Origin of the sequence: Exiguobacterium sp. BMC-KP, from assembly GCF_001275385.1 — a bacterium.
Lineage (GTDB): Bacteria > Bacillota > Bacilli > Exiguobacteriales > Exiguobacteriaceae > Exiguobacterium_A.
This window is the reverse complement of the sequence record NZ_LGIW01000015.1, coordinates 482,189-505,937: the sequence shown is the minus strand read 5'-3', so window position 1 is coordinate 505,937 and position 23,749 is coordinate 482,189. Positions and strand designations below refer to the sequence as shown.

Below are 23,749 nucleotides of genomic sequence, written 5' to 3'. Positions count from 1 at the left end.
ATGCTATACTCTCGTTAGTCAAATGACCGCATCACTCACTTCAATACACACTAAACGCATCCACTTCTATAGATGTCATTCCGACGACAACACAAGATATTCAACTTAGGAGGAACATTCATGAAACGAACAATCACGACGTTAGCAATGAGCGCCCTCGTTGTTTCAGGTTTTGCAGCTACGGGTAATGGTAAGGTTGAAGCCGCTTCTGGCTCATCGTATAAAGTAAAAATTAAAGCAGACGGACTCCGTGTCCGGACTGGTCCATCGTTGAAACACCGCATCGTCGACGGCGTCAATGCGGGTCAAACGTTCAAATACCTCGGTCAGACAGGAAACTGGACGAAGATCATGCATAAAGGTGAAAAGCGCTTCGTTTATTCCGGTTATGTCAAGAAGTACAGTACTTCTAGTAAATCAGCGAAAAAAGCATCGTTTTCTTCGTCAACTGGATTCATTCGTCCGACAAGCGGACCAATTACGCAAGGTTACGGAAATGCTAGCGGCAAGTACGGCTACACGTTCCACAACGGAATTGACTTCGGAGCACCTACAGGAGCACCCGTTAAAGCAGCTGCTGCCGGAAAAGTCATCAAGTCGTCATATCAAGGAGCATATGGAAACCATGTCATGGTCGAACATAAAGTGAACGGTATTTCGTACACAACAGTGTATGCTCACCTTAGCAAACGTTCTGTCTTCGTCGGTCAATCGATTCCTAAAGGCGCAAACATCGGAGCTGTCGGTAGCACTGGTAACTCATTCGGATCTCACTTACATTTCGAGATCCATCGTGGTAATTATGTCTACAGCGGTTCATCTGCAGCAAGCAGTGTTAACCCACTCGCCTTCTTGTAAACAAGCACGTTTAAGGTACCTCAATGGAGGTACCTTTTTATATGTATATGGCAATTCATCATATCCAACACTATCTAATACTGTCAATTTTATACTTGTATCATTTTTAAATAGGGGCACAAAAAAATCACTTCTTCTAAAAAGAAAAAGTGATTTTAAAATACCTAATCAAGAAGAAATACGTTTCGTTTGGTACGCTTTCGAATAGCGATCGGCTGCGATGATCGCATCAGCGACTTCGTCAGCTGTGACGTTGAATCCACTGTGAATCGTCTCGCCTTCAGCTGTCGCTGCCTCGCCGACTTTGACGATATCCTCACGTGACGCATCCTTTAGCTTGACGTCTTCGAGCGTCACCGGTAAGCCAAGATCCATGTAGAGCGCGATATACCGCTCGATTTCTTCTTGTGGATGTTCTTCGAGCGCCAGCTGAACGAGTGTACCGAAAGCAACCTTCTCTCCATGCGTCAAGTGATGGATGTCCCCATCAAGTGCCGTGAATCCATTGTGAATCGCATGCGCTGCAGCTAGTCCGCCACTCTCAAAGCCAAGTCCACTTAAGAGCGTATTGGCTTCGACGACAGCTTCGAGTGCCGGCGTGACGACTTGTGCCTGAACGGATTCATAGGCTAGACGCCCGTGCTCGAACAAGACTTCTTCGCACCGTTTTGCGATGGCTTGCGCGGCAATCGTCGGTCTACCGCCTGCCATCGTCTGTCCACCAAAGGCGACGACGCTTCGGACCTCGACCCATGTTGCCAGCGCATCAGCGATGCCGGACGCGAAGAACCGCGCTGGTGCTTGCGCAATCAGCTTCGTATCGACAAGGACGAGATCCGGATTCTTCTTATAGAAGCGATAACTTTCAAAAATTCCTTCGTCGGAATAAATGACAGACAGAGCACTCGTTGGCGCGTCAGTTGAAGCCAGTGTCGGCACGATGACGACGGAAACGTTCAGTTCATCTGAAACGGCTTTTGCTGTATCGAGCGTTTTCCCGCCACCAACACCCATGACGAATCGGACATTTGCCGCTTTTGCCTGCTCAGCGATTCGTTTCACTTCATGGCGCGAAGCTTCGCCACTAAAATCTGCTTTCTCGATGCCGACGTTTTCGCTCGACAACGACTGCTCAACACGTTCCTTGACGATTTTCCAAACGACATCATCCGCGATGACGAGCGCTTTTTCACCGAACGGGCTCACATATGTACCGAGCCGGTCAATGACATCCTTTCCTTGGACATACTTCGAGGGACTAATGAAGACACGTTCTGACATGTTTCAACATCCTTTCTGTAAGGGGCACGATGATCAATGACATACAGTAGAGCAATTGCCGTTTCGACTGATCGTTAAACCCCCACTTAGACGTCTGAGAGTCAAACATGTAGAAATTGGCTAGATTTCGACAGACTTAGTGAAATATCATGAATCATAAGTCACAGGCTATTCTTTCTTTCAATTTGATAAAATAGAAAAAAGGAAGATAGGAGAGATAACAATGGACAACAGCGACTCAATAAAGAGGTTACTTCTCGAACGAGAGCAAAAATTATTAGAATCCGAAATTCGAAGAAACGCAGAAGAATTACATAAATTATTAGCCCCAACTTTTTTTGAAATTGGTAGTTCGGGCAAGATGATGTATAGAGGTGAAAGGACAGACCAAATTCAGCTAAGCACTGTCCACATGCAGCTGAGTGATTTTGAAATCCATCCGCTTTCAAAGGAAATTGTTTTAACGACTTACAGGATCTATGACGTATTAAATGATCAATCTTCATTACGCAGCTCGATATGGAAATGGATTGATGACGAATGGAAAATGCATTTCCATCAAGGAACCAGAGTACTTTCCTCTACCTAACACCTATCTTGGAACCGAACAAGGTTCATTCCTCTGAATTGATGTCTAATGATGCTTCATTTAAAAACATCTTCATACAAAAAAACCTGAATGGGATTCTTAAAGCAGGAATCCATCATTCAGGTTTTTTTCAGAGATATTAAGCAACTCGCGACGACGATTGTGTCTCCGCTGTTTTATTCCCAACGATTGCCCCGATCACCCCGCCGATGATAGCTGGAACAACCCATCCGAGACTGACGGAAGCAAAAGGTAACACCGCATTGAACACTTTTGTGACGACCGAGACATTGAGCCCTGCTGTCTGTAATCCATCAAACAAGCTGACGACGAATGTCATCCATAGCGCCCCTTGGTAAACGGCTGGTTTTCCTTTGAAGAGTGGATGCAAGAACGTCAAGAAAATCAGACAAATCGCCAGTGGATAAAGCGTCATCAAGACTGGTTTAGAAACGGCGAGCAATTGGTTCAGACCGATGTTCGCGACGAGTGCGCTGAAGACTGATAGACCAATCGTCCATTTGACGTATGAGATTTTTGGCACGAGTGCCGAGAAGAACGACGCACATGCCGTAATCAAACCGACACTTGTCGTCATACAGGCGACTGTAATCATCAGACCGAGTAAGATTGCGCCATACTCACCGAAGTAATGATCCGACACGGCAGACAAAATCTCGGCTCCGTTTGCGAGTTGACCAATCTCCGAGACACTCGACGCACCCATGAACGCAAGCGCTGTATAGGTAATCGCAAGTAAAGCGGCTGCGATCAAAGAAGCTTTCGTACAAATCAGCAACAATTGTCGTTTCGATGTGACACCTTTTTCCTTGATTGCTGCGATGATGATGATGCCGAAGACGAAGGCACCTAGCGCATCAAGTGTCATGTATCCTTCTTGGAAACCATTAAAGAAGGCATTCGACTGATATGTCTTCAAAGGATTCTGAAAACTTCCGATTGGATGAAGAACAGCAACGATAATCAAGAGTCCAATGAACGTAATCTTGATCGGTGTCAGAACTTTACCAACGACATCGACAATCTTTGTCGGGTTCAACGATAAAAGACAAGCAACCGTGTAGAACAAGACCGTGAAGATGAGTAATGGCCAGTGGCTCGTCGACTCGCTGAAGAATGGCTTGATTCCGATCTCGTATGAGACCGTTCCGGCACGTGGAATCGCAAAGAATGGTCCAATTGCCAGATACAAGATGACTGAGAAGCCGATTCCGAAAATAGGATGGACTCGTGACGCCATCGCTTGTAGATCGCGTTCCCCTGAGTACGCGAAGGCAAGAATCGCTAGCAATGGTAGACCGACACCGGTAACGAGGAAGCCGGCATTGGCGACCCAGACATGCTCCCCTGCGAGCTGCCCGAGCATCGGCGGAAAGATGAGATTTCCTGCCCCGAAGAATAAGGCGAAGAGCATCATGCCGATGACGATGATGAATGATGTTGGAACTGTTTTAGACATAATAAACCCCCACTGATGATTTCCGACTTCATCCGCTCCCTAAGCTGATGAAGTACTTCGTTCGAAAGAATAACATACGTTTAAGAGCTCGTGCTAGGAGTTTATCTGGAGAATATTCTGAAAATTATGCAGAAAGTTTGATATATCTTGTTTCTACATAATTTGTTACGTCTGTGCGTCGAAGCGTGAAACCGGATTCATAAGTTCATCTGACGGAGTAGGAGCTTTCACTTCTTTCTAAAAAAGAAGATAATATAAATTGTTCACAATGATGACTCTCACCAATCGACTTAATTCGTATGTAAAGAATCAAGTTTCCTTTGTCAGCGGCACGTATAGTGAATAGAGAAAGGAGGGGAATGAATGTTGCTCGATCAATTAAATCAATTAATGCGTTATATCGATGAACATTTGACGGAAGAACTATCACCTCAAGACATTACTCGACTGACAGGACTATCCGATTATCATTTTCGAAGAATGTTTTCTTATATGTCCGGAGTAACATTAACGGAGTATATTAAACAACGGCGTTTATCAGAAGCGAATCGCGACTTGATTCAAGGTGCTTCTGTCACTACGGTCGCCTTCCAGTATGGCTTCCGTTCTGTAGAAGGTTTTTCGAGAGCTTTTCGTAACTGGTCAGGTTATTTACCGTCATTTGCCATAAAACATCAGATTCAAAAAACCTTTCCTCCTTTCACATTTTATTTAGAAATTAAAGGAGGAACTTCAATGGAGTTTAAAATCGAAGAAAAAAGTTCATTTTTTATAACAGGTGTCTCTAAACGTGTCTCAATTCAATTTGAAGGGGTTAATGAATCCATCCTTGAGCTTGCCCAATCCATCACTGCGGAGCAAAGACAACAAATGAAGGCAGTGGCTGATCTTTACCCTCATCATGTATTGAATGTATCATTTGACCATGAGGAGCAATTCCAGGAAGAAACCGGTTCACTTACTCATATGTTAGGATATGCTACAACACAAAAATTAACTGATTCCAGTATAGGACTTGAACAGTTGTACATCGCTGCATCGACATGGGTCATTTTCCCGAATCGTGGATCTTTCCCAGCAACTTTACAAGAGACGATGGCTCGCTCATATTCTGAATGGTTACCTTCCTCTGGTTATGAATTGATTAACTTGCCTGCCATCTCCTTTACGATTCACGGTGACGACCCTGAACAGGTGTACAGTGAAGTATGGGTAGCAGTTTCAAAGAAAAGTAGTGAACAATAATTCTATATGTGTTAGCAAACGAAAAAGCCGTCTTCTCATCAAACGAAGACAGCTTAAATGTCACACACTCCTTTAAGTTATAGTGAACTGAGGTAGTGTTTTCATTCATGCTAATTCAATTATCCTCTTACAGACTTTACGATCGTCGCCACCCCTTGACCGCCACCGACACATAACGTCGCAAGACCATGCGTCTCACCTGTCCGCTCAAGTTCATGAATCAATGTCACGAGAATCCGCGCCCCACTCGCGCCGATTGGATGACCGAGAGCAATTGCTCCGCCGTTCCGGTTGAGTTTCTCATGCGGGAACTGAAGCTCCGCATCGACCGCAAGGGATTGCGCTGCGAACGCTTCATTCGCTTCAATGACATCGATATCGTCAAGCGAGAGTTTCGCTTTACCGAGTGCCTTCTGAACCGCTTGAACTGGACCGATCCCCATGATGCTCGGATCAACACCAGACGTTCCGTTCGCGACGATCTCAACGAGTGGTGTCACGCCAAGTTCTTTTGCCTTCTCCTCTGACATGATGACGAGCGCGGCAGCACCGTCATTGATACCAGATGCATTACCTGCCGTGACCGTTCCGTCCTTCTTGAATGCCGGGCGCAAACGACTGAGTGTTTCAACAGACGTTCCGGCGCGCGGGAACTCATCCTGATCAAAACGAATCGGATCGCCTTTTCGTTGTGGAATCAGAACCGGTGTGATTTCCGAGATGAACCGTCCTTCTGCTAATGCTGTCTGTGCTTTTTGCTGACTCGTCGCGGCAAACTGATCCTGCGCTTCGCGGGAGAGTTCATACGCATCGGCTAAATTCTCTGCTGTGATGCCCATGTGATAGTCGTTAAAGGCACACTCGAGTCCATCTTGGATGATCGTATCGACGAGTGGTTGGTCACCCATCTTCAGTCCAGACCGTGCGCCCGCGAGGACATACGGTGCTTGGCTCATGTTCTCCATGCCACCGGCAACGATGACGTCGGCTTCGCCTGACTTGATTGCCTGATACGCGAGATGGACGGCAGAGAGCCCGGATCCACAGACCTTGTTGACGGTCATCGCGGGACACGTCTCTGGTAACCCAGCAGCCAGTGCCGCCTGACGTGCTGGATTTTGACCAAGTCCTGCTGAGAGAACGTTGCCGAAAAAGACTTCATCGACTTGACTTCCTGCGACACCAGCTTTCTCGAGTGCTGCGCGGATGACGGTCGCTCCAAGTTCCGTTGCTTTGACATCCTTCAAACTTCCATTGAAATTCCCGATCGCCGTGCGCGTCGCACTGACGATGACGACTGCTTCACTCATCTGCTCCATCTCCTTATTGAATCGTGTATCCACCATCAAGTACGTTCGCTTGTCCGGTGATGCCTTTTGCTTTGTGGCTCGCAAGGAACAACGCATAATCTGCGATTTCCTCGACGGCGAGCAGACGTTTTTGCGGGACGAGCGGATAGATGACTTCTTCAAGTACCTTCTCAAGCTCGACGTGTCGTGTTTTCGCTAAGTCTTCCATTTGATTACGAACGAGTGGTGTATCAACGTAACCCGGACAAATCGCGTTGACGGTGATCCCGTGCTCCGCACCTTCAAGGGCTGCGACCTTCGTTAGACCGAGCAACCCATGTTTCGCTGAATTATATGCTGCTTTACCGGCAAAGCCGATCAAGCCGTTGATCGATGCCATGTTAAGGATGCGACCGTAGCCTTGTTCCTTCATGATCGGAAAGGCATGTTTGATGGCCATGAACGGTGCCGTCAACATGATCTTAATCATCAATTCGAACTTCTCCGTCGGAAACTCTTCGATCGGTGAGACATGTTGAAGACCGGCGTTGTTGATCAAGACGTCGAGTCGACCGAACTGTTCGACCGTTTGCTTCAAGACCGCTTCGACTTGTGCTTCATCGGTGACGTTTAACGTCATCCCGACTGCTTCATGACCGGCCGAACGAATCGATGCTGCAGCTTCCTCTGCTGCTTCCGCACGGACATCCGTGACGACGACTTTCGCTCCTGCTGCTGCGAACGCCTTTGAGATTTCAAGACCAATCCCACTCCCTGCACCTGTAACGAGTACGATATCTCCTTGTACCATCAGTTTCACTCCCCTACCGTCACACGCTCGAGTTCCGGACTGACCGTGAACCGTGCTTCCGTGACTTGTTTGACGTCCTCGACCGTTTGACCATTCAGCGTCTCGATCAAGACCATCCCGTCCGGTGTGAAATCAAAGACGGCCCGGTCCGTGATGAGACGGTTGACGACGGTGCGTCCTGTCAACGGCAAGGTACACGCCTGTTTGACTTTTGATTCACCGTGTTTGTTGACATGTTCCATGATGATGACGACGCGTTTTGCTCCGTTGACGAGGTCCATCGCCCCACCCATTCCTTTGACCATCTTCCCTGGAATCATCCAGTTCGCGAGATCACCGTTCTGATCGACTTCCATCCCGCCGAGAATCGCGAGATCGATATGCCCGCCGCGAATCATTGCGAACGACTCAGCACTATCGAAGTAAGAAGCTCCTGATTGTGCCGTTACCGTCTCTTTGCCGGCATTGATCTCGTCGGCATCGACTTCATGATCGAGTGGATACGGTCCGATCCCAAGCAAGCCATTTTCAGATTGCAACATGACATGCATGTCGTCCGGAATCGCATTGGCGATCAATGTCGGAATCCCGATTCCGAGGTTAACGTACATCCCGTCTTCAATTTCCTGAAGTGCGCGTTCAATGATGATATCTCGTGTCGTTTTCATATCGATCTCCTCCTCAAGCTTCCCGGACAGTCCGGCGTTCGATGCGTTTTTCATAATCCGTCCCGACGACGATACGCTGGACGTAAACAGCAGGTGTATGGATCTCGTTCGGATCCAGTTCGCCAACTTCGACGAGTTCTTCGACTTCGACGATCGTTACCTTTCCCGCTGTTGCGACAATCGGATTAAAGTTGCGTGACGTCTTTCGGAAGACGAGATTCCCGAGACGATCTGCTTTCCAGGCTTTGACGATCGCAAAATCACCGACGATCCCTTCTTCGAGCAGATACGTTTTTCCGTCGAACTCCTTTTGTTCTTTTCCTTCGGCAACCGGTGTCCCGACGCCAGTCGGTGTATAAAAACCAGGAATGCCAGCACCACCGGCCCGGATTCGTTCCGCAAGCGTACCTTGGGGAACGAGATCGACTTCAATCTCGCCACTGAGGTACTGTTGTTCGAACGTCTTGTTTTCTCCGACGTACGACGAGATCATCTTCTTAATTTGTCGCGTCTGCAAGAGTAGACCGAGTCCAAAATCATCGACGCCACAGTTGTTACTGACGACCGTCAAATCCTTGACGCCCTTCTCTTGTAGCGCCGTGATTGATTTTTCCGGGATTCCGCAGAGTCCGAAGCCCCCTACGACTAGCGTCGCCCCGTCAAAGATGTCTGCTGTCGCTTCCGCGAATGATGCATATACTTTCCCCTGTTTCATCTGATGATGCCCCCTTTGAAGTCTTTAATACAAACCAGTTAAGCTATACAATCCAATCATCAAGAAGACCGTCACTGTCTTGAGGATCGTGATCATGAAGATATCTTTATAAGACTGACGGTGCGTGAGTCCCGTGACCGCTAGCAACGTGATGACGGCACCGTTATGCGGTAACGTATCCATTCCGCCGGACGCCATCGAGATGACGCGGTGCATGACTTCTGGCGGCACACCACCTGACGTGATTGCCTGCGTATATTTATCAGACATCGCACTTAACGCGATCCCCATCCCGCCGGATGCTGAACCAGTAACACCAGCAAGCGTCGTCGTCGTGACTGCTCCGTTGACGAGCGGATTCGTGAATGTTTCCGAGATCCCGCTTGAGACGGACTTGAATCCTGGAAGTGCGGCGATGACACCACCGAAGCCATACTCAGCACCGGTATTCATGACGGCTAAGAGTGCGCCGCCGATACTGACGTTTAGACCCGCTTGGAAGTTCGTCTTGATCTTCGGGAAGTCATACAGCATCGCTGCGAGAATTCCGATCAACAATGCCATTTGGACGGACCAGATGGCAAGAACAGCTGGTGTCTCAATCTTTCCGAATGCTTCTAGACCGATTGCTGAGAAGTCGAACCCTTCTGGATACCATTTCGGAATCGACAGGGTGAAGACTTTGTTCATGACAGCAACGAGGACGAGTGGGACGAAAGCTAGGACTTGACGATAGACCGGTTGACGATCCGTTTCGAGCGTCATTTCCGGTTCGTTCTTCAATTCCATCTGTGGTGCGGCACTCGCAGCCGTCGCTTCGAATCCAGCATAGCCTTCACCCGCTTGATGGGCTTTTTTCTTGCGTGACTCGAGATACCACATCCCGACGACTAAGATGAATAACCCACCGACTGAACCCATGATTGGGGCAGCGTAGATATCTGTTTTAAAGAACGTCGTAGGAATGACGTTTTGAATCTGTGGTGTTCCTGGTAACGCGTCCATCGTGAACGTGAACGCACCAAGGGCAATCGTTCCTGGAATGAGACGTTTCGGGATATTCGCTTCACGGAACAGGTTTGCCGCGAACGGATAAACAGCGAAGACGACAACGAATAAGCTGACACCGCTATATGTAAGAATGGCGCCAAGTAAGACGATAGCGAGGATGGCGCGTTTTGCACCAATCATCCGGATGATCGTTTTCGCGATTGATTCCGCGATACCGGACATCTCGACGACTTTCCCGAAAATCGCTCCGAGTAGGAAGACCGGGAAGTACGCTTTAATGAACCCGACCATCTTTTCCATGAAGATATTCGAGAAGAAGGGTAATACCCAGTCCGGGTTCGTCAGTAAGACGGCGAATAAGGCACAAATCGGTGCAAATAGGATGACCGAAAAACCACGATAGGCAACGAACATCAATAAGGATAAGGCAAGAAGAATGATGACTAGTTCCATAAATAGATCTCCTTCAATTTTTAGTAAGCGCTTTCAATATCGCTTCTTCCTCATTTAACAATGTCGTGTCTAGTAAGGTCAATTAAAATCGCAATATCTATAAGTACAGCTTATAGAATGCATAATTTCACATTATAGACACATTTCATGACTAGAGAATATTTTTTTAGAAAACAGGAGATTTTCCTTTTGTGGCGTATCTATTTTAAATAACGCTTATTTTTTGAAAGGATGGACGATTTATGAAAAGCATCCTTTTTGACGTCTTGCATAACGTGACGCTATTAATGGCTGGTTTCTATCTCCTTGGGAAATTATCTCCACTACCGATTACCCGAGAATCTCCGCGTATGACCCGCGTGTATTATGGTCTTGCCTTAAGCGTCATCTCATTACTACTCATGCAGATGACGATCGAAGCGGCTCCAGGTGTCATGGTCGATTTACGCCATATTCCAGTCATCGTCGCCGCCTACTTCGGTGGTGCTATCCCGACGACGATCGTAACAATCGCGATCATCATCTATCGATTCAGTTTAGGAACGAACTTAGCTGCTTTTACCGCATTCGGTTTCATCGTTGCCATTGCGCTCGGGACGAGCTTGATTGTGCGCGAGATGCCGCCATACGCGAAACGGACGTTTACACTCGTAACAATCTATGCGACTGCTTTGCACGCTCTCGTCTTATGGATCGTCTTGCCGAAACAAATCCTTTTACTTGAGGTGATGTCGGTCGTCGTGCCTGCATCGTTCGTCAGCAGTTGGCTCGCCCTACTGATCATCCGTGATATTCGGTTAACGAAACAATCTTTACGGATGCTCCATCAAAAAGCACAACTCGACTTTCTGACAGGTCTGAATAATTCACGTGCCTTCAACGAGTACTTTACGGATGTCAAACAACGATTGATCCTAAACAAACAATCAGTCGTATTATTGACGATTGATATCGATCATTTTAAGCATGTCAACGATACGTATGGACATGAATCAGGTGACGAGGTGTTGCGACAGTTTGCTTCGCGACTGCGAGACGGTGTCGCCGAGAGTGGATACTTATCACGTAATGGCGGTGAAGAATTTTCGGTCCTGTTTGAAGGCATACCGCTTACTGAAGTGCTTCCATTAGCAGAGCAATTGCGCGAACGCATCGCCACTAGTCCCTTCCGATTAGCTACGACGGATCTATCGCTCACGGCATCGTTTGGTATAGCTGCGTATGATGAGACGACGTATCAGATTGAACTCCTCCTGCCGGATGCCGACGCAGCACTCTATCAGGCCAAACAGCAAGGACGGAATCAAGTCGTCTTGTTTTCTCCTAATGCGGAATCTGCCGTTAGCTTTCAAGAATAACGATGGACGTCACTACGGAAATCCGCTACCTTTAAAGAAGAGGTAGGTGATTGGCATGAAGTTAGCAAAAGGTCCCTATATCCTGATCGGCCTCATTTTAGGTCTCTTGTTCGGATTCATTGGTGACAACTTCTATTTGTATGTATCAGCAGGTATTCTTGTCGGAGCACTGCTCGAGTTATATGTTGCATACGAACAACGCAAGAAAAATAAAAAATCATGATGGAGGTACCAGCATGACATTCAGTGATCTATTCCTTTCGACACTCTCGTATATCGGTGTCGCAACTGTACTCCTTGCGATTGGTGTCGTCCTATTCGAAGTGACGACGAAATCAAAGGAGCTCGAACTTATTCGTAACGGGAAGAAAGCGGCCGTCTACGCCTTCGGTGGACGTATTCTTGGTCTTGCCATCGTCCTCTATTCGAGTATCTCGAACTCCGTCAGCATTCTCGATATGGTGTTGTGGGGTGCACTCGCGATCGTCTTACAAATCGTCTTGTTCTATCTCGCGGATTTACTAATCCCACGTTTGAGCATGACGAAAGAGATTGATGCGAACAACGAAGCAGTCGGCTTGCTGCTTCTCTTCTTATCGATTTCGATCGGTTTGATCATTGCAGGATCGCTTACATATTAAGACGCGGTAAAACAGCCCTGGATCATTAGGATCTAGGGCTGTTTAGATTATAAATTGTTTCATTCATTTTATAGGTTCTAGCTTCATGAGGTCGCATCCTAACTGTGTCATTCAATACGTTTTGTAAGGCTGTGTTTCGAATATCTATAGACAATAGAAGTGCCACATTTTCATTCGAATGATTCAAGACGATCACAAAGTTAACTTCGCCGTGATGACGTTCATACGTATGGATAACAGGTTGGATGGCATAAATCATTTCATTCCACATGAGTGTGCTAATTGTCTCCTCATAAAAGAGTGTTTTTACCGTCGGTCAGCAGAAAGTTCCATTGAAAAAGAAAAAGAGAGGAAGATGATCAGGTTTAATCCCATCATCTTCCTCCTTTCGTTTAGTTTAATCAAAAGATATCCTCTCTTTTGAGTCAAACCTCTTATCTAAAATCTGGATTGACTGAGAGATTAGATTTTTAAATGTTATTTATTCTTCTTCAAAAACAATATAATTATCTGGTTTATATATTTTACTTATTGAGAAAACATGCCAGTATAAATTACATTAGCAGGCAAAATCCCAGTAAATCGTAAATATACACCTTTACCTTTATTCGTTTTATAAAACATAGCAGCAGAACCACCCAAAATAACTACCGCACTTGCAGCTACAGCTTTTACAATAGCTGTAGGAGCTGAGAACCAAGGCGACCAAATAGATACAAGTGCAGCTGTACCAGATCCACCAGTCAAAGCCTGAGCTGTAGTATTTGTTAAATTGTCATTTAAATACACTTTATACCCCCACCAGTGAACTTCAAGAGTATTTTTACCTTTACTACTAGCTTTTGCCGATACATTTTGATCTAAAAACTGAACATGATTATCAACTATAGCTATGCTGTCACGTTCTTCTGCTGTAAGTTCATTTAATAAAGCATTTTTATCAGCAATCTCTGCATTAACTTTAGCAAACTCATCTTCACCAATTTTAGTGATTAGACCCTCAGCATCTTCAATCACAAAATTATTATCTTTAAAAACTATAAAATTATCCACTAAATCAATCGTTTTTTGATTTAGCTCATTTATATTTGATGGTGAATCATCTGCACTTACGTTGTTTCCACCTGCAGCAAAACTACTGAAAACTAACAAGATAGACAACAACAGGAAAAATCCTTTAAATTTCAACTAAAACCCCTCCTATTAAAATTTGGATATGATTCTACTAAATGTAGTGTTAGAAACAATAAGTTGATAATGGTTCTGTAAAACCTATTTACTTACAGTATTTTTACCATATTTGTTTTCCATAACGTAAAATACAAAAAATATTATAAGAATAACAAATGGAGCTGTACTGTACTTCATCATCTCAAAGTATGGTAAAATTAGAGATAGAAGTATCAGAAGTGTTGCTACCAATCGAATGGTAATAAGGTTTTTTTGATATTTCTTATTTTCCAATTTAAACCCTCCTTTTCTTGATATAACCATAACATAGTGTTTAATCTAATGAAACCGGTTGGCTATTAATCATATTGATTTCTTCATCAACCACGTTATGCCATCTGTGTTAATAAAAATCTTTTAAACGGCTTGAGCTCTGTATTTTAACGGAGCTAAGCCGTTTTATCGTTAGTGATATAGCTCTCCATTGTAGAAGTGAATATACTTTAAATTCGTGCAGAAGTTCGTTAAAATCTTCAAACTTATGTAGACAATAGCGTTGATCTTTTGCGCTCTTTAAAAGGACTCAACGAATCATTTTAAATACATTTACTAACATGAGACAGTCTTTATACCTGCCACGCGAATCACATGACAAACAGTATAAAACAGGAAATATAACATCGTATTAATAGTCCTTTATTCATATACACACCTTAAATATCAACATGATTATTTCCATTTTCATACTATACACTACATATTCCATGTGTATGATTCTTTTCGAATAAAAAGTCACAACATAATATGACGTATCACCATTTCAACTAAATATATGCAAGGAGAAAAGAATGAAAATTAAGCCGCAAAAATTAAATGATATTGAAACCAATCAATACATCCCGATCAAATGTACTATCTCTTTTCCTGAAGCCTATTATGCCGATATTTTAGGCGATATGGATGAAACATAACTACAGTTCATTTCGAAAAAATTGCAAATCAATACGTTGTACTTCTACACGAGATTTCATTATTTTATCGAGGAAAATGTCACAAGGTACTGCCAAGGTCAAGGATTACCTATCCATTGGCTAGGTGAAGGAGATAGCTATAAATTCACTAGAATAGATATTGATAGCATTCAAAAATTTTAAAAATGTTTTTACTTAATCGATATAATCACTGAACGCATGGACGATGTCACTTTATTTTCGGTAAACGATCATCTAGAGGTTCCGAGTGAAGAATCGATGATTACATATGGTAGATTCTTTATATCGGATAACATTAAAGAGGAACGTATTACATTACTTATTTCAGAAGATGTGCATGGCACGTTTCGCTTGATGTCTAATGATCCGATGTATACTCCGAAATCCTTACAGGAAACGTTAGGCGAACTTGTTTTCTTTGTGTAGAAAACTACTCAATCTTTCAAATATGCCTACGTACTTTTGGAAGTTCATATTTATAAGACTCAGCTAATGCTAAGACAACTACGACTACACGATTTTTTATTATCTTTCATGTTTAATAATTGAAAGCAACTCAAGCTATTTCTGAGTTCTAAATAGATAACATATTTGTGAAAATTCAGCACTTATTTAAGTAATACAAAAAAAGAATGTAATTAATAAGAAAAGGTATAACATTGTATGAATACACTGTATAAATTCTAATTTCGATAATGCATCAAAATATTTCAAATAAAAAAGTTGAATTTATATATTTTCAAATCGAATACGAAAGTCGAATTTAATTCAAGTGAAAAACATCAATCGTTTTTATATACCGTTCTGAATAACATAAATGATAAGTAAGCCAAAGAGCGTTCCCATAATTGTTAATAGTACTTTTTTCATCATTATTCCTCCTAGCAATACATATAATCCGTGATGTACAGGTTTTTAATCTTTTAATGTTCTCTTTTGATAGATCATGAAGACTAAAGCACTGGATAATATACCAGCCATCAAAATAACGATCAGATTAATGGATAGCGAAGAGAAAGAGGTACCATTCTCAACCTTTTTAGCTAGCTCCAATAGTTGTAAGTTCGGCAAATAATCGACAATCGAAAGTAACGGATATTTATCAGAAATCTGCTGGAGCAATGTTCCGAATCCAAATAAAAACATGACAGGTAATACAGCGACAGAAGCTTCCATTACAGAAGAAGTCATCAGCCCTAGAAGCGTCCCTAAAGCAAGGTAGAACAAGCAAGAGACGAGAAGTCCAATTATTATGATGAAAGGATGTGACGGAGCATAATCCGTAATGACGGCACTAACGACTATGGTGAAGAGTGTGATCAGAGCAGTCAATATACTTTTGCCACCTAGAATCTCTAGAGTGGAGGCAGGTGACAGCATCAAACTACGCAACGTGTTCTTCTCTTTTTCTTCTGCGATCAATGTACATTGAACGAATGCTGCTACTGAAGAGAATGTCAAATTGATGACAGTGTAGTGAATTTCTAATGTCACTTCGCCAATATTCTTATAGACAATCGCCATCAAGACAGGAACTAACAGTGTCGTGCCAACAAATACGTTTCTTGACACGTCTTTTACATCCTTTTGAAAAATGGCCATTGCACGATTGATTGAAAAGATCATCTGAGTTCACTCCCTGTTACTTTTACGAACACATCCTCTAAAGTCGGCTCGTTAGAATGTATAGATACAACCTGATTAGTCCGTAACATTTCATAGATATGACGAGCATCTTTTTCATTCGATTCGAAAACATGCTCTAAGCCGTCTAATGATTCAAGTGTCAACGTCTGATCAGCAAAACGCTGCTTAATCGATTTCGGTGATCCTAACAATTGAATATGACCACGATTTAGGAAGGCGACACGATCGCAAAGGGTATCCGCTTCTACCATATCGTGAGTCGTTAAGAAAATCGTTGCACCATCTCGATTCATATCTTTAAGGACAGCGTAGATGGCCTGAGTATTGACAGGATCTAGTGCAGAAGTAGGTTCATCTAAAAATAAGATTTCGGGTTGATGTAAAAAAGTTCGAGCAAGTAGAACTCGCTGTTTCATCCCTTTCGACAGTAGAGCAACTTTCTTATTCTGCTCATCACTTAAATTGACTAACTCCAACACACGATGTATACGGTTTTCAGTGACAGAAAAAATTTTGCAAAATAACTTTAAATTGTCTTTTACAGTCAAGCGATCGTAGAGACCACTATTGTCAGTCATAATACCTACTTTCTGAAAGATATTCCTTTGTTTGAATTTTTCAGAGGGAATTCCAAGTAGCCTAGTTGAACCCATAGATGGTTTCATTTGACCAGTTAAAATTTTAATTATGGTAGTTTTACCAGAACCACTGGGTCCAAGTAGCCCGAAAATCTCTTTTTGCTTGATATAGAAATTTAAATCGTCAAGAGCCGTCTTATCTGAAAAGTGTTTCGTCAATGATTCAATTTCGATTATCTTTTCCATAATGTAGTTCTCCTCTCGTTTTCTAGCCTTAGAATAGTAGAAAGCGCTATACACCGCACTAAGTTAACGATGAAAGGAGTTATTAAGCTTATGAAAAGAGTAATTAGCTTGCTAAAAGATCGTCATTTAATGCCTAGCATTTCTTTAAGAACGTGTATTTTATTCTTAGATAAAGGCACCTCGGTTCGATCGTCGAGAACCAGACTAAAACTGTTCCGTGTCCACGTGACGATTTCTCGTACTTTTTTCAGATTAACGAGATAGGAACGGTGACATCGGAAAAAATGCCGGTCCTGAAGAGTCGTTTCATACTCATTCATTGTATATAGGCCCTGTAACATCGTATCTGCCACATGAATTTGAACATTTCCCGATGCGCTCTCGAAAAATTTGACTTCATCTATATCCAGTAAAATAAGGTTACGTTCAAGTTTGGCAACGACCTTGTCCAGTTCGAGAGACGAAAAGGGCGCGGATTTTTCAAGTCCATTGATCTCTTCATCATTTTCTCGGATTGCTTTCTCTTCTTCTTCCTCAATTTCTGTATTGATGCGTGTAAGCCCAATACTACTTAATACATAAGATTCTTCGGACAAAGTAATTGCACTTTCCGTACTACCTGTAAGCATTAGGAGACATTTTTCTTCCTGCAGTAACAATTCAATAACTTTGAATAGAATGTTTTTGGTATATTGATCAATGTTTTGATCCGGCTCATCGAAAACGACCACCGGTGTATCTTGTAAAATAAGAATTGCGAGTTGGAGTCGTTTTTTTTGAGAATGATCTAATTTGTTAGTTTTTTTCTTTGCTATCTCATTCAATTGTGTAACTTCGAGTGTCTCTGGAATCGATTTTGAGCTGTTATACAATTTTTTATAAAAAGAAAGATGATCTAAGATGGTTAATCTATCGTATGTATACGGTTGCTCATAATAGAAACTGATTGACGAGCGATAATGTACAGTATTTCCTGGGTGATGATTGTTTACTTGAACATGTTTATTTGTACTTCGTATACGACCTTCAAGTATCTTTATGAGTAGCTGACGATGGGTAATATTAGAACTAATCGCCAATGACTTTCCTGGAGAAACAGAAAACGTGAGTTTTTCGAGTATTGTTGTTTTATCTTTCTGATCTATGTAATTAAGCTCATTCACAAATAGAGTCACACTAGTTCCCCCTTCTTGGATGAATTATCCATTGAAAATATACATCCACCTTATCATGTTTTTTACAAAATGTAGGTTATAAAACATGAATGATGGAATAGCGAATTAAATATTAAATAATTTAGAAATGAATTTCCGTATAGTAGTCGCATCCGATTTTCTTATTAACGTTTGAATTCACAAATATAGCGCAGAAGACACAAAAACGGCTTAAGTCCGTATAAAGAACGAACTTAAGCCGTTTAAAGAATCATTAAGTTATCTGGTTTATTAGTAAAGAAATATTTTATTAATATTATTATTTTTCAAGCTCTTCCAGCTCTTTACGCGAACGCGGAAAACCATTCGCTTGCCACTCAGCTCGATAGATGGAATCGAGTTTCGTCAATCCGACCTCATCCGGATCCTTCGCAGCATCTGGACTCGGATCCTGATCAAGATGTGCTAAATAGTCACGTAACGCATCCGTCTGGGTGCCCTGATCCCGCTTCCTTAACAGGAGTAGACTTGTCCCCGCAATGATACCGGCACCGAACAAATACCGTTTTTTTAAGCCCATACGGTTTCCTTCTTTCTTCCCTTAAACCAACCCACCGCCGTCACGCAGTCGAGGATGCGCGATGCGTTTGACCTTTCCCTCTTCGACCGTCAGAACATGATCGGGTTGACGCTCGAAGTAACCGGTCTCAAGCACCCCAGACCAGCTCTTGACTTCTTTTGCGAACAATCGGACGTCCGAGACAGCTGATAAATCAACATCCAAAATCATGTGCCCTCCATCCGTAACAAAGGGACGGTCGTCTTTCACGCGTAGTGTTGCTGAGACATGCTTATCACACAACCGCTCGAGCACATACGGTAAGGCAAACGAATCGAGTTCAACCGGTAACGGTCCACTTAAATGATGAACGAACTTCGAAGAATCGGTCAGATAGAGTAATTCGCGACTCATCAGTGCGACGATTTTTTCGCGAAATAACGCACCGCCGCCGCCTTTGATCGTTTGGAACTGACCGTCGATTTGGTCGATTCCGTCAATCGTCACATCGATTTCCATTCCCTCTTCCAGATCGATCAACGGAATCTGTAAACGTTCAGCAAGCTCTACCGTCGCAAGCGATGTCGCTACGCCTTGAATCTGTAGTCCCGCCTGTACGAGTGGACCAAGCGCCTCGATGAACCGTTCCGTCGTTGAACCGGTCCCAAGCCCCACTATCATTCCATCCTTCACATAAGCCAGTGCTGCTTCGGCGACTAATTGTTTCTCCTGTTCATACATCCGCATCCCTCCTCACTGATTCTGTTCCCGTTTCGATTCGTCTTCAATCGACTGGGAGAGATGATTCCGTCAAAGTAAGGTACTGCTCAATCGCCTCTACAAGTGGTTCTTGTGCCTCAATCCAAAAGGCAACGGAGGTCGGATCGGCGTTGAGATGACGTTTAACGATTTCATCGATTGTCGCTTGTCCCGAATCGTGCATGACCGCTTCAAAGACTGTCGAAAATTGACTTGAATCCGCTTGAACCGTTTGATACAGGCTATTACTGAGCAGATAACCGATCGTGTAGGGAATATTGTAGAAGGCAAGATTCGGATTGAACAAGTGACTGATGTACATCCACTTATAACGCGCTGGTTCAGGTAAGACTGGACCGTAGGCTAAGCGTTCTTCGTCTTGTAGAAGTTCACTTAACCGGTCGGCACTGACCGTACCTTGCTGACGTTCTGCGTAAAACCGTTGCTCGAAACGGAACATCCCGGGAACGATGCTAGCATACTTCAGCCCTTCCCGGATCTTGACCTCTAGGAGAGCGAGCACTTCCTCCCGTTTCGTCGTCTCTTTGATCGCCGCATCGAGAACGAGATTTTCCATGAACGTCGAAGCCGTCTCCGCGATGCTCGTTCCTTTGACTTGATTTAAATACGGTTCGTCTTGTAGTAAATAATTATGATAGGCATGACCAAATTCGTGCGCGAGCGTCGCGACGTCCGGATAACTGTCGCGATACGTCATGAAAATTCGACTCTCTTTTGCAATCGGGAATGCAGCACAGAATCCACCTTCTGCTTTTCCGGGACGATTCTCTGCATCGACCCATCCCTTACTAAACACGTTTTCAGCAAAAGCACCGAGTTTTGGATTCAACTGTTTGAATTGTTTCGTGACGATTGTCTGTGCCGTCTCAAACGGAACATGCCGCGCGGAGCGATACGTATTCGTCTCAAAATCATGCCATTCGCCCGTTGCCCGCTCCGCCTGGGCAATCTTGCGAGCGTAATAGGCTTGGAAAAGTTGCCGGTGATGTTCGAGTGCGTCCATCATTGCTTGTAAGCTCGCTTCCGTGATCCGGTTCTGCTCGAGCAACTCGGTTAATGGTTGCTCCCAGTCACGCATCTTATACGACTGTAGTCTGAAGCCAGCAATCCGGTTCAGAATCGTCGCAAACAGGTCAGCTTCTTCTGCACACGCGGCGTCTACTACTTTTGCTGCCGCTTGACGCGCTAAGCGGTCGGACGCAAACATCGCTTCGTGTAGCCCTTGACCAATCGTGACTTGTTTTCCGTCTAAGTCAACGCGTAATGCCATGAAGCGCTGTTTGTAAAGCTGCCCCCAGCCTTGGAATCCGTCAACACCAAGATCTTGTAACAATTGTTCCTGAACAAGCGGTGCACGACGCGACTGGATATCGCGACGTTCATTCAAGAAAAAGGTATACGGTGAATCAGCAACAAACGTTTCCCAGTCTTCTTGTGATACCGCTGCAATCTGCGTATCAAGCTCTGCTGCCAAACTACGAACTGTTGCTTGAACGACTTCGATTTCTTCGAGCAACACGTGGACCTCCGATCGTGTAACGTCCTCTGCGTATAAGCAGTAAATGAAGTCACTCCATTCCTCGACGTCTCGCGCGACTTGCTGGTAGCGTTCGACTTGTTCCGTTAATGTAACCGGACGTTTTGTCAACGCCGCTTGTATCGAAGCGATTCCCGCTTTGACGTCATCGATTGTATACAGTTCTTCTAGCTGCCATCGTGTCTGTTGCATTCTATTTCCCCCTATGCGTGATCTATTCGTTCTTTCATTCGTGAGAACATTCGACTTCTCCTGTTTTTTCCATCTTTCATTAAAAAACCTCCTTCGGTCATTGACCAAAGGAGGACATTGTCATCATAAAACGAAGAAGTAGACACAGAGGAAGTGTGCTAGACTTCCGAGAAGAACGAAAATATGGAAAATCTCATGGAATCCAAGATGTTTGAACGATAGAACACGCGGCTTCAGACCATAGATGATGCCACCGATCGTATAGAAGATACCACCAAGGAACAATAAACCGATACCAAGTGGCGAGAGGACTTGTGCGAGTGGCGTAATCGCAAACACCATGATCCAGCCCATTCCGATGTAAAGCGTCGTCGATAACCAGCGTGGACTGTTGAACCAGACCAATTTAAACGTGATTCCGGAAACGGCAATCAACATGACGATGCTGAACAAGACCCAACCGGTCGGACCATTCAGACTGACGAGACAAAACGGTGCATACGATCCAGCAATCAATAGATAAATCATCGAGTGATCCAACCGACGCCAGATCGCAATCGCCCGGTCGCTGGCAAGCACCATATGATACGTCGCCGAGACGGCATAGAGCGCCATCATACTGACCCCAAAAATAATCGCTGCGACGATTGCGAGCGACGCCCCTCGTTCTAACGATGCTTTGATGACGAGTGCGAGTAACCCGACAAAAGCAAAAACTGCCCCTCCAAGATGCGTTAGTCCATTGATTGGTTCTCTCATATAAGCTTTCACTGTTGTTCCTCCCCTGATATGTAGTTTCGAATACTACATGGCGTTATATACATATTCTATCATATGATGGAGAAGTAGAAAGTCCTATTTTAACGATTTTGGAGGTTTTTTTATGACACGTTCTGACGACACGAGATACGATCGTCAATTACAGCTCGAAGATATACCGAATATCGATCTCTATATGGATCAAGTCATCCAACTGTTCGAGCGGACATTCGAGGACACGACACGCAATGCGGATGAGACGATTTTGACGAAGACGATGATCAACAACTATGCTAAAAAGAAATTATTCTTTCCGGTGACGAATAAAAAGTATACGAAAGAGCATTTGATCCTGATCAGCTTGATTTATCAGCTGAAAAGTTCGTTTTCAATCAATGATATCAAGACGATTCTTGCGCCCTTAAACGAAGGGATCGAACAAGACCAACTCAACCTCGCAGACTTTTACCGGAATTACCTTGAGCTGACCGAACAAAATACAGCCCGCTTCGTAACGGAACAAGAGGCTTTGACTGCTTTAACGACTGACCCACTAGAGCAGATTCTCGCTCTGGCTCATATAAGTAATCTGTACCGACGAGCGGCGGAACAGTTGATTGATACCCATCTGAAAAAATGAGAGAACGGCTTCACTGCGTGATACACTAGAAGAAAAGGCAGAGGAGGAACGGTCATGGAATTAGCGACGATTTTCTTGCGACATTTGGATGACATCGGACCAGAACTGAGAACGTACCAGGATGGTATTTTGATTGAACTGGCATTCGACCGAACGATTGGAACAGAGCAGGTCCCTGCAAGTGTGTTGCTTGAAACAGCCGATGATTTAACGGCACGGCTACGCACACAAACTACTCAGGCACTGCTACTCGCTTCGAAAATCCATGCGTTTGACGCCCATGCACCGAGCCGCATCGCTGAAATGATGTCGATTCACGGCTATTTTAAATCTCACCGTTTATCACATCCCTTAAATGCCTACTCCACCGCCCTATTTATTAGCCGCCTTTCTCCGCAAGACGTGTTACTCGAACGGACGGTTCAACTATATGCACTTCTTAAGAAACAGCATCGTTTTATCGTGACGCCTTTACTTACCTCTTTCGTTTTCTTTCATGCTACGACACGCGGTGATTTAGCTGACTTAGCCTCCCGCATCGAAACGGTCTACCAACGACTGAAACGACGGTTCGGTCGAGCGCAACAGACATACGTCGTCGCCTTGTTATTCGCTTTACTACCAGAGGACGATTGGGATCGCTATATCGCTCAGCTGGAGTCGTCTAAAAAGCTGCATCGCAAACATCACGTTCCTTTATCGTTTCATGGCATGCTCGCTTTACTAGGCGACCCGAGCGAACACGCTACATCACTCCAACGGATGGCAGAGACGTTACGTCCTGATCTGCACTTTAAATATCGAAAAGATTTAATCTATTTGACAGCCATCCGGTTGTACTTGAGTCAACAAACGATCCTGCAGCAACTCTTCCCGTCCTCCATCCTACCACCGGATGGCGCCGACACGATTCCCTTCTTACTCTTCCCAGTCGATTTAACTGATACATCTCATGCGACGGATGGTGGAATCGACGGTGGATTTGATGGCGGAGGGGATGGCGGTGGTGGTGGCGGTAGTGGTGGCGAGTAATTTTCAAGAACACCACACAAAAAGAGCAATCGCGGTTTGGCATTTCCACCGAACCGCGATTGCT

24 protein-coding genes are annotated in these 23,749 nt (G+C 44.2%); 9 read left to right on the top strand and 15 right to left on the bottom strand.

Annotation, left to right across the window (positions count from 1 at the left end):
- Positions 1-120: 120 nt before the first annotated feature.
- Complete coding sequence (locus ADM98_RS08060) at positions 121-858, top strand: peptidoglycan DD-metalloendopeptidase family protein (protein ID WP_053453022.1); 738 nt, start codon at positions 121-123, stop codon at positions 856-858.
- A gap of 168 nt (positions 859-1,026) precedes the next feature.
- Here the strand turns inward: ADM98_RS08060 and ADM98_RS08055 are convergent, their stop codons facing one another.
- On the bottom strand, positions 1,027-2,139 hold the full coding sequence (locus tag ADM98_RS08055; protein WP_053453021.1) for a glycerol dehydrogenase: 1,113 nt from the start codon (positions 2,137-2,139) through the stop codon (positions 1,027-1,029).
- A gap of 223 nt (positions 2,140-2,362) precedes the next feature.
- Between ADM98_RS08055 and ADM98_RS08050 the strand changes: the two genes are divergently transcribed.
- Complete coding sequence (locus tag ADM98_RS08050; protein WP_053453020.1) at positions 2,363-2,728, top strand: nuclear transport factor 2 family protein; 366 nt, start codon at positions 2,363-2,365, stop codon at positions 2,726-2,728.
- Between the two features lie 139 nt (positions 2,729-2,867).
- Here ADM98_RS08050 and brnQ read toward each other — a convergent pair whose 3' ends face one another.
- Complete coding sequence (gene brnQ / locus ADM98_RS08045) at positions 2,868-4,208, bottom strand: branched-chain amino acid transport system II carrier protein (protein ID WP_053453019.1); 1,341 nt, start codon at positions 4,206-4,208, stop codon at positions 2,868-2,870.
- Between the two features lie 363 nt (positions 4,209-4,571).
- On the opposite strand from brnQ, the gene ADM98_RS08040 reads away from it, so the two are divergent.
- Complete coding sequence (locus tag ADM98_RS08040; RefSeq protein WP_442855412.1) at positions 4,572-5,453, top strand: AraC family transcriptional regulator; 882 nt, start codon at positions 4,572-4,574, stop codon at positions 5,451-5,453.
- A 119-nt stretch (positions 5,454-5,572) separates the two neighbouring features.
- Here ADM98_RS08040 and ADM98_RS08035 read toward each other — a convergent pair whose 3' ends face one another.
- Genes ADM98_RS08035 through ADM98_RS08015 form a run of 5 tightly spaced genes read right to left on the bottom strand, consistent with a single transcriptional unit; the run spans position 5,573 to position 10,400 of the window.
- Positions 5,573-6,763, bottom strand: a complete 1,191-nt coding sequence (locus ADM98_RS08035) for an acetyl-CoA C-acetyltransferase (RefSeq protein WP_053453018.1) — start codon at positions 6,761-6,763, stop codon at positions 5,573-5,575.
- Positions 6,764-6,776: 13 nt separating this feature from the next.
- Positions 6,777-7,553: a 3-hydroxybutyrate dehydrogenase gene (locus ADM98_RS08030; protein ID WP_053453017.1), complete on the bottom strand. Its 777-nt coding sequence runs from the start codon at positions 7,551-7,553 to the stop codon at positions 6,777-6,779.
- A 5-nt stretch (positions 7,554-7,558) separates the two neighbouring features.
- Positions 7,559-8,221, bottom strand: coding sequence for a 3-oxoacid CoA-transferase subunit B (locus ADM98_RS08025; protein ID WP_053453016.1), 663 nt, complete (start codon positions 8,219-8,221; stop codon positions 7,559-7,561).
- A 13-nt stretch (positions 8,222-8,234) separates the two neighbouring features.
- Positions 8,235-8,936 carry a CoA transferase subunit A gene (locus tag ADM98_RS08020; RefSeq protein ID WP_053453015.1) on the bottom strand — a complete coding sequence of 234 codons (702 nt, stop codon included), beginning with the start codon at positions 8,934-8,936 and terminating at the stop codon, positions 8,235-8,237.
- A 24-nt stretch (positions 8,937-8,960) separates the two neighbouring features.
- Positions 8,961-10,400 carry a GntP family permease gene (locus ADM98_RS08015; protein WP_053453014.1) on the bottom strand — a complete coding sequence of 480 codons (1,440 nt, stop codon included), beginning with the start codon at positions 10,398-10,400 and terminating at the stop codon, positions 8,961-8,963.
- Between the two features lie 242 nt (positions 10,401-10,642).
- Between ADM98_RS08015 and ADM98_RS08010 the strand changes: the two genes are divergently transcribed.
- From ADM98_RS08010 to ADM98_RS08005, 3 genes are read left to right on the top strand one after another with little or no spacing between them, the layout of a single operon-like run.
- Positions 10,643-11,758: a GGDEF domain-containing protein gene (locus ADM98_RS08010; RefSeq protein ID WP_053453013.1), complete on the top strand. Its 1,116-nt coding sequence runs from the start codon at positions 10,643-10,645 to the stop codon at positions 11,756-11,758.
- A gap of 55 nt (positions 11,759-11,813) precedes the next feature.
- Positions 11,814-11,981: a hypothetical protein gene (locus ADM98_RS17465; protein ID WP_023467823.1), complete on the top strand. Its 168-nt coding sequence runs from the start codon at positions 11,814-11,816 to the stop codon at positions 11,979-11,981.
- A 13-nt stretch (positions 11,982-11,994) separates the two neighbouring features.
- On the top strand, positions 11,995-12,399 hold the full coding sequence (locus ADM98_RS08005) for a DUF350 domain-containing protein (protein ID WP_023467822.1): 405 nt from the start codon (positions 11,995-11,997) through the stop codon (positions 12,397-12,399).
- Positions 12,400-12,927: 528 nt separating this feature from the next.
- Here the strand turns inward: ADM98_RS08005 and ADM98_RS07995 are convergent.
- Entirely contained in the window at positions 12,928-13,587 is a 660-nt protein-coding gene (locus ADM98_RS07995; RefSeq protein WP_053453011.1) for a hypothetical protein, read from the bottom strand.
- An 830-nt stretch (positions 13,588-14,417) separates the two neighbouring features.
- Between ADM98_RS07995 and ADM98_RS17650 the strand changes: the two genes are divergently transcribed.
- Positions 14,418-14,540 carry a hypothetical protein gene (locus ADM98_RS17650; RefSeq protein WP_268760711.1) on the top strand — a complete coding sequence of 41 codons (123 nt, stop codon included), beginning with the start codon at positions 14,418-14,420 and terminating at the stop codon, positions 14,538-14,540.
- A 936-nt stretch (positions 14,541-15,476) separates the two neighbouring features.
- Here ADM98_RS17650 and ADM98_RS07985 read toward each other — a convergent pair.
- From ADM98_RS07985 to trhA, 7 genes are all read right to left on the bottom strand, one after another.
- Positions 15,477-16,163 carry an ABC transporter permease gene (locus ADM98_RS07985; protein WP_268760727.1) on the bottom strand — a complete coding sequence of 229 codons (687 nt, stop codon included), beginning with the start codon at positions 16,161-16,163 and terminating at the stop codon, positions 15,477-15,479.
- Between the two features lie 20 nt (positions 16,164-16,183).
- The gene (locus ADM98_RS07980) at positions 16,184-17,032 is read right to left on the bottom strand and encodes an ABC transporter ATP-binding protein (RefSeq protein WP_053453008.1); all 849 of its coding nucleotides are present in this window, start codon (positions 17,030-17,032) and stop codon (positions 16,184-16,186) included.
- Between the two features lie 122 nt (positions 17,033-17,154).
- Complete coding sequence (locus ADM98_RS07975) at positions 17,155-18,207, bottom strand: LytTR family transcriptional regulator DNA-binding domain-containing protein (protein WP_053453007.1); 1,053 nt, start codon at positions 18,205-18,207, stop codon at positions 17,155-17,157.
- Between the two features lie 298 nt (positions 18,208-18,505).
- Positions 18,506-18,766 (bottom strand): hypothetical protein, encoded by a 261-nt coding sequence (locus ADM98_RS07970; RefSeq protein WP_053453006.1) that lies wholly within the window; start codon positions 18,764-18,766, stop codon positions 18,506-18,508.
- Positions 18,767-18,787: 21 nt separating this feature from the next.
- Positions 18,788-19,486, bottom strand: a complete 699-nt coding sequence (rpiA, locus tag ADM98_RS07965) for a ribose-5-phosphate isomerase RpiA (RefSeq protein WP_053453005.1) — start codon at positions 19,484-19,486, stop codon at positions 18,788-18,790.
- Positions 19,487-19,529: 43 nt separating this feature from the next.
- Entirely contained in the window at positions 19,530-21,254 is a 1,725-nt protein-coding gene (locus ADM98_RS07960) for a M3 family oligoendopeptidase (RefSeq protein WP_053453004.1), read from the bottom strand.
- A 123-nt stretch (positions 21,255-21,377) separates the two neighbouring features.
- Positions 21,378-22,025: a PAQR family membrane homeostasis protein TrhA gene (trhA, locus tag ADM98_RS07955; RefSeq protein ID WP_053453003.1), complete on the bottom strand. Its 648-nt coding sequence runs from the start codon at positions 22,023-22,025 to the stop codon at positions 21,378-21,380.
- A 112-nt stretch (positions 22,026-22,137) separates the two neighbouring features.
- Between trhA and ADM98_RS07950 the strand changes: the two genes are divergently transcribed.
- Together ADM98_RS07950 and ADM98_RS07945 are read left to right on the top strand one after the other, a co-directional pair.
- Positions 22,138-22,653 carry a DUF1836 domain-containing protein gene (locus tag ADM98_RS07950; RefSeq protein WP_053453002.1) on the top strand — a complete coding sequence of 172 codons (516 nt, stop codon included), beginning with the start codon at positions 22,138-22,140 and terminating at the stop codon, positions 22,651-22,653.
- Positions 22,654-22,707: 54 nt separating this feature from the next.
- Positions 22,708-23,685, top strand: coding sequence for a DUF4003 family protein (locus ADM98_RS07945; protein ID WP_053453001.1), 978 nt, complete (start codon positions 22,708-22,710; stop codon positions 23,683-23,685).
- Positions 23,686-23,749 lie beyond the last annotated feature (64 nt).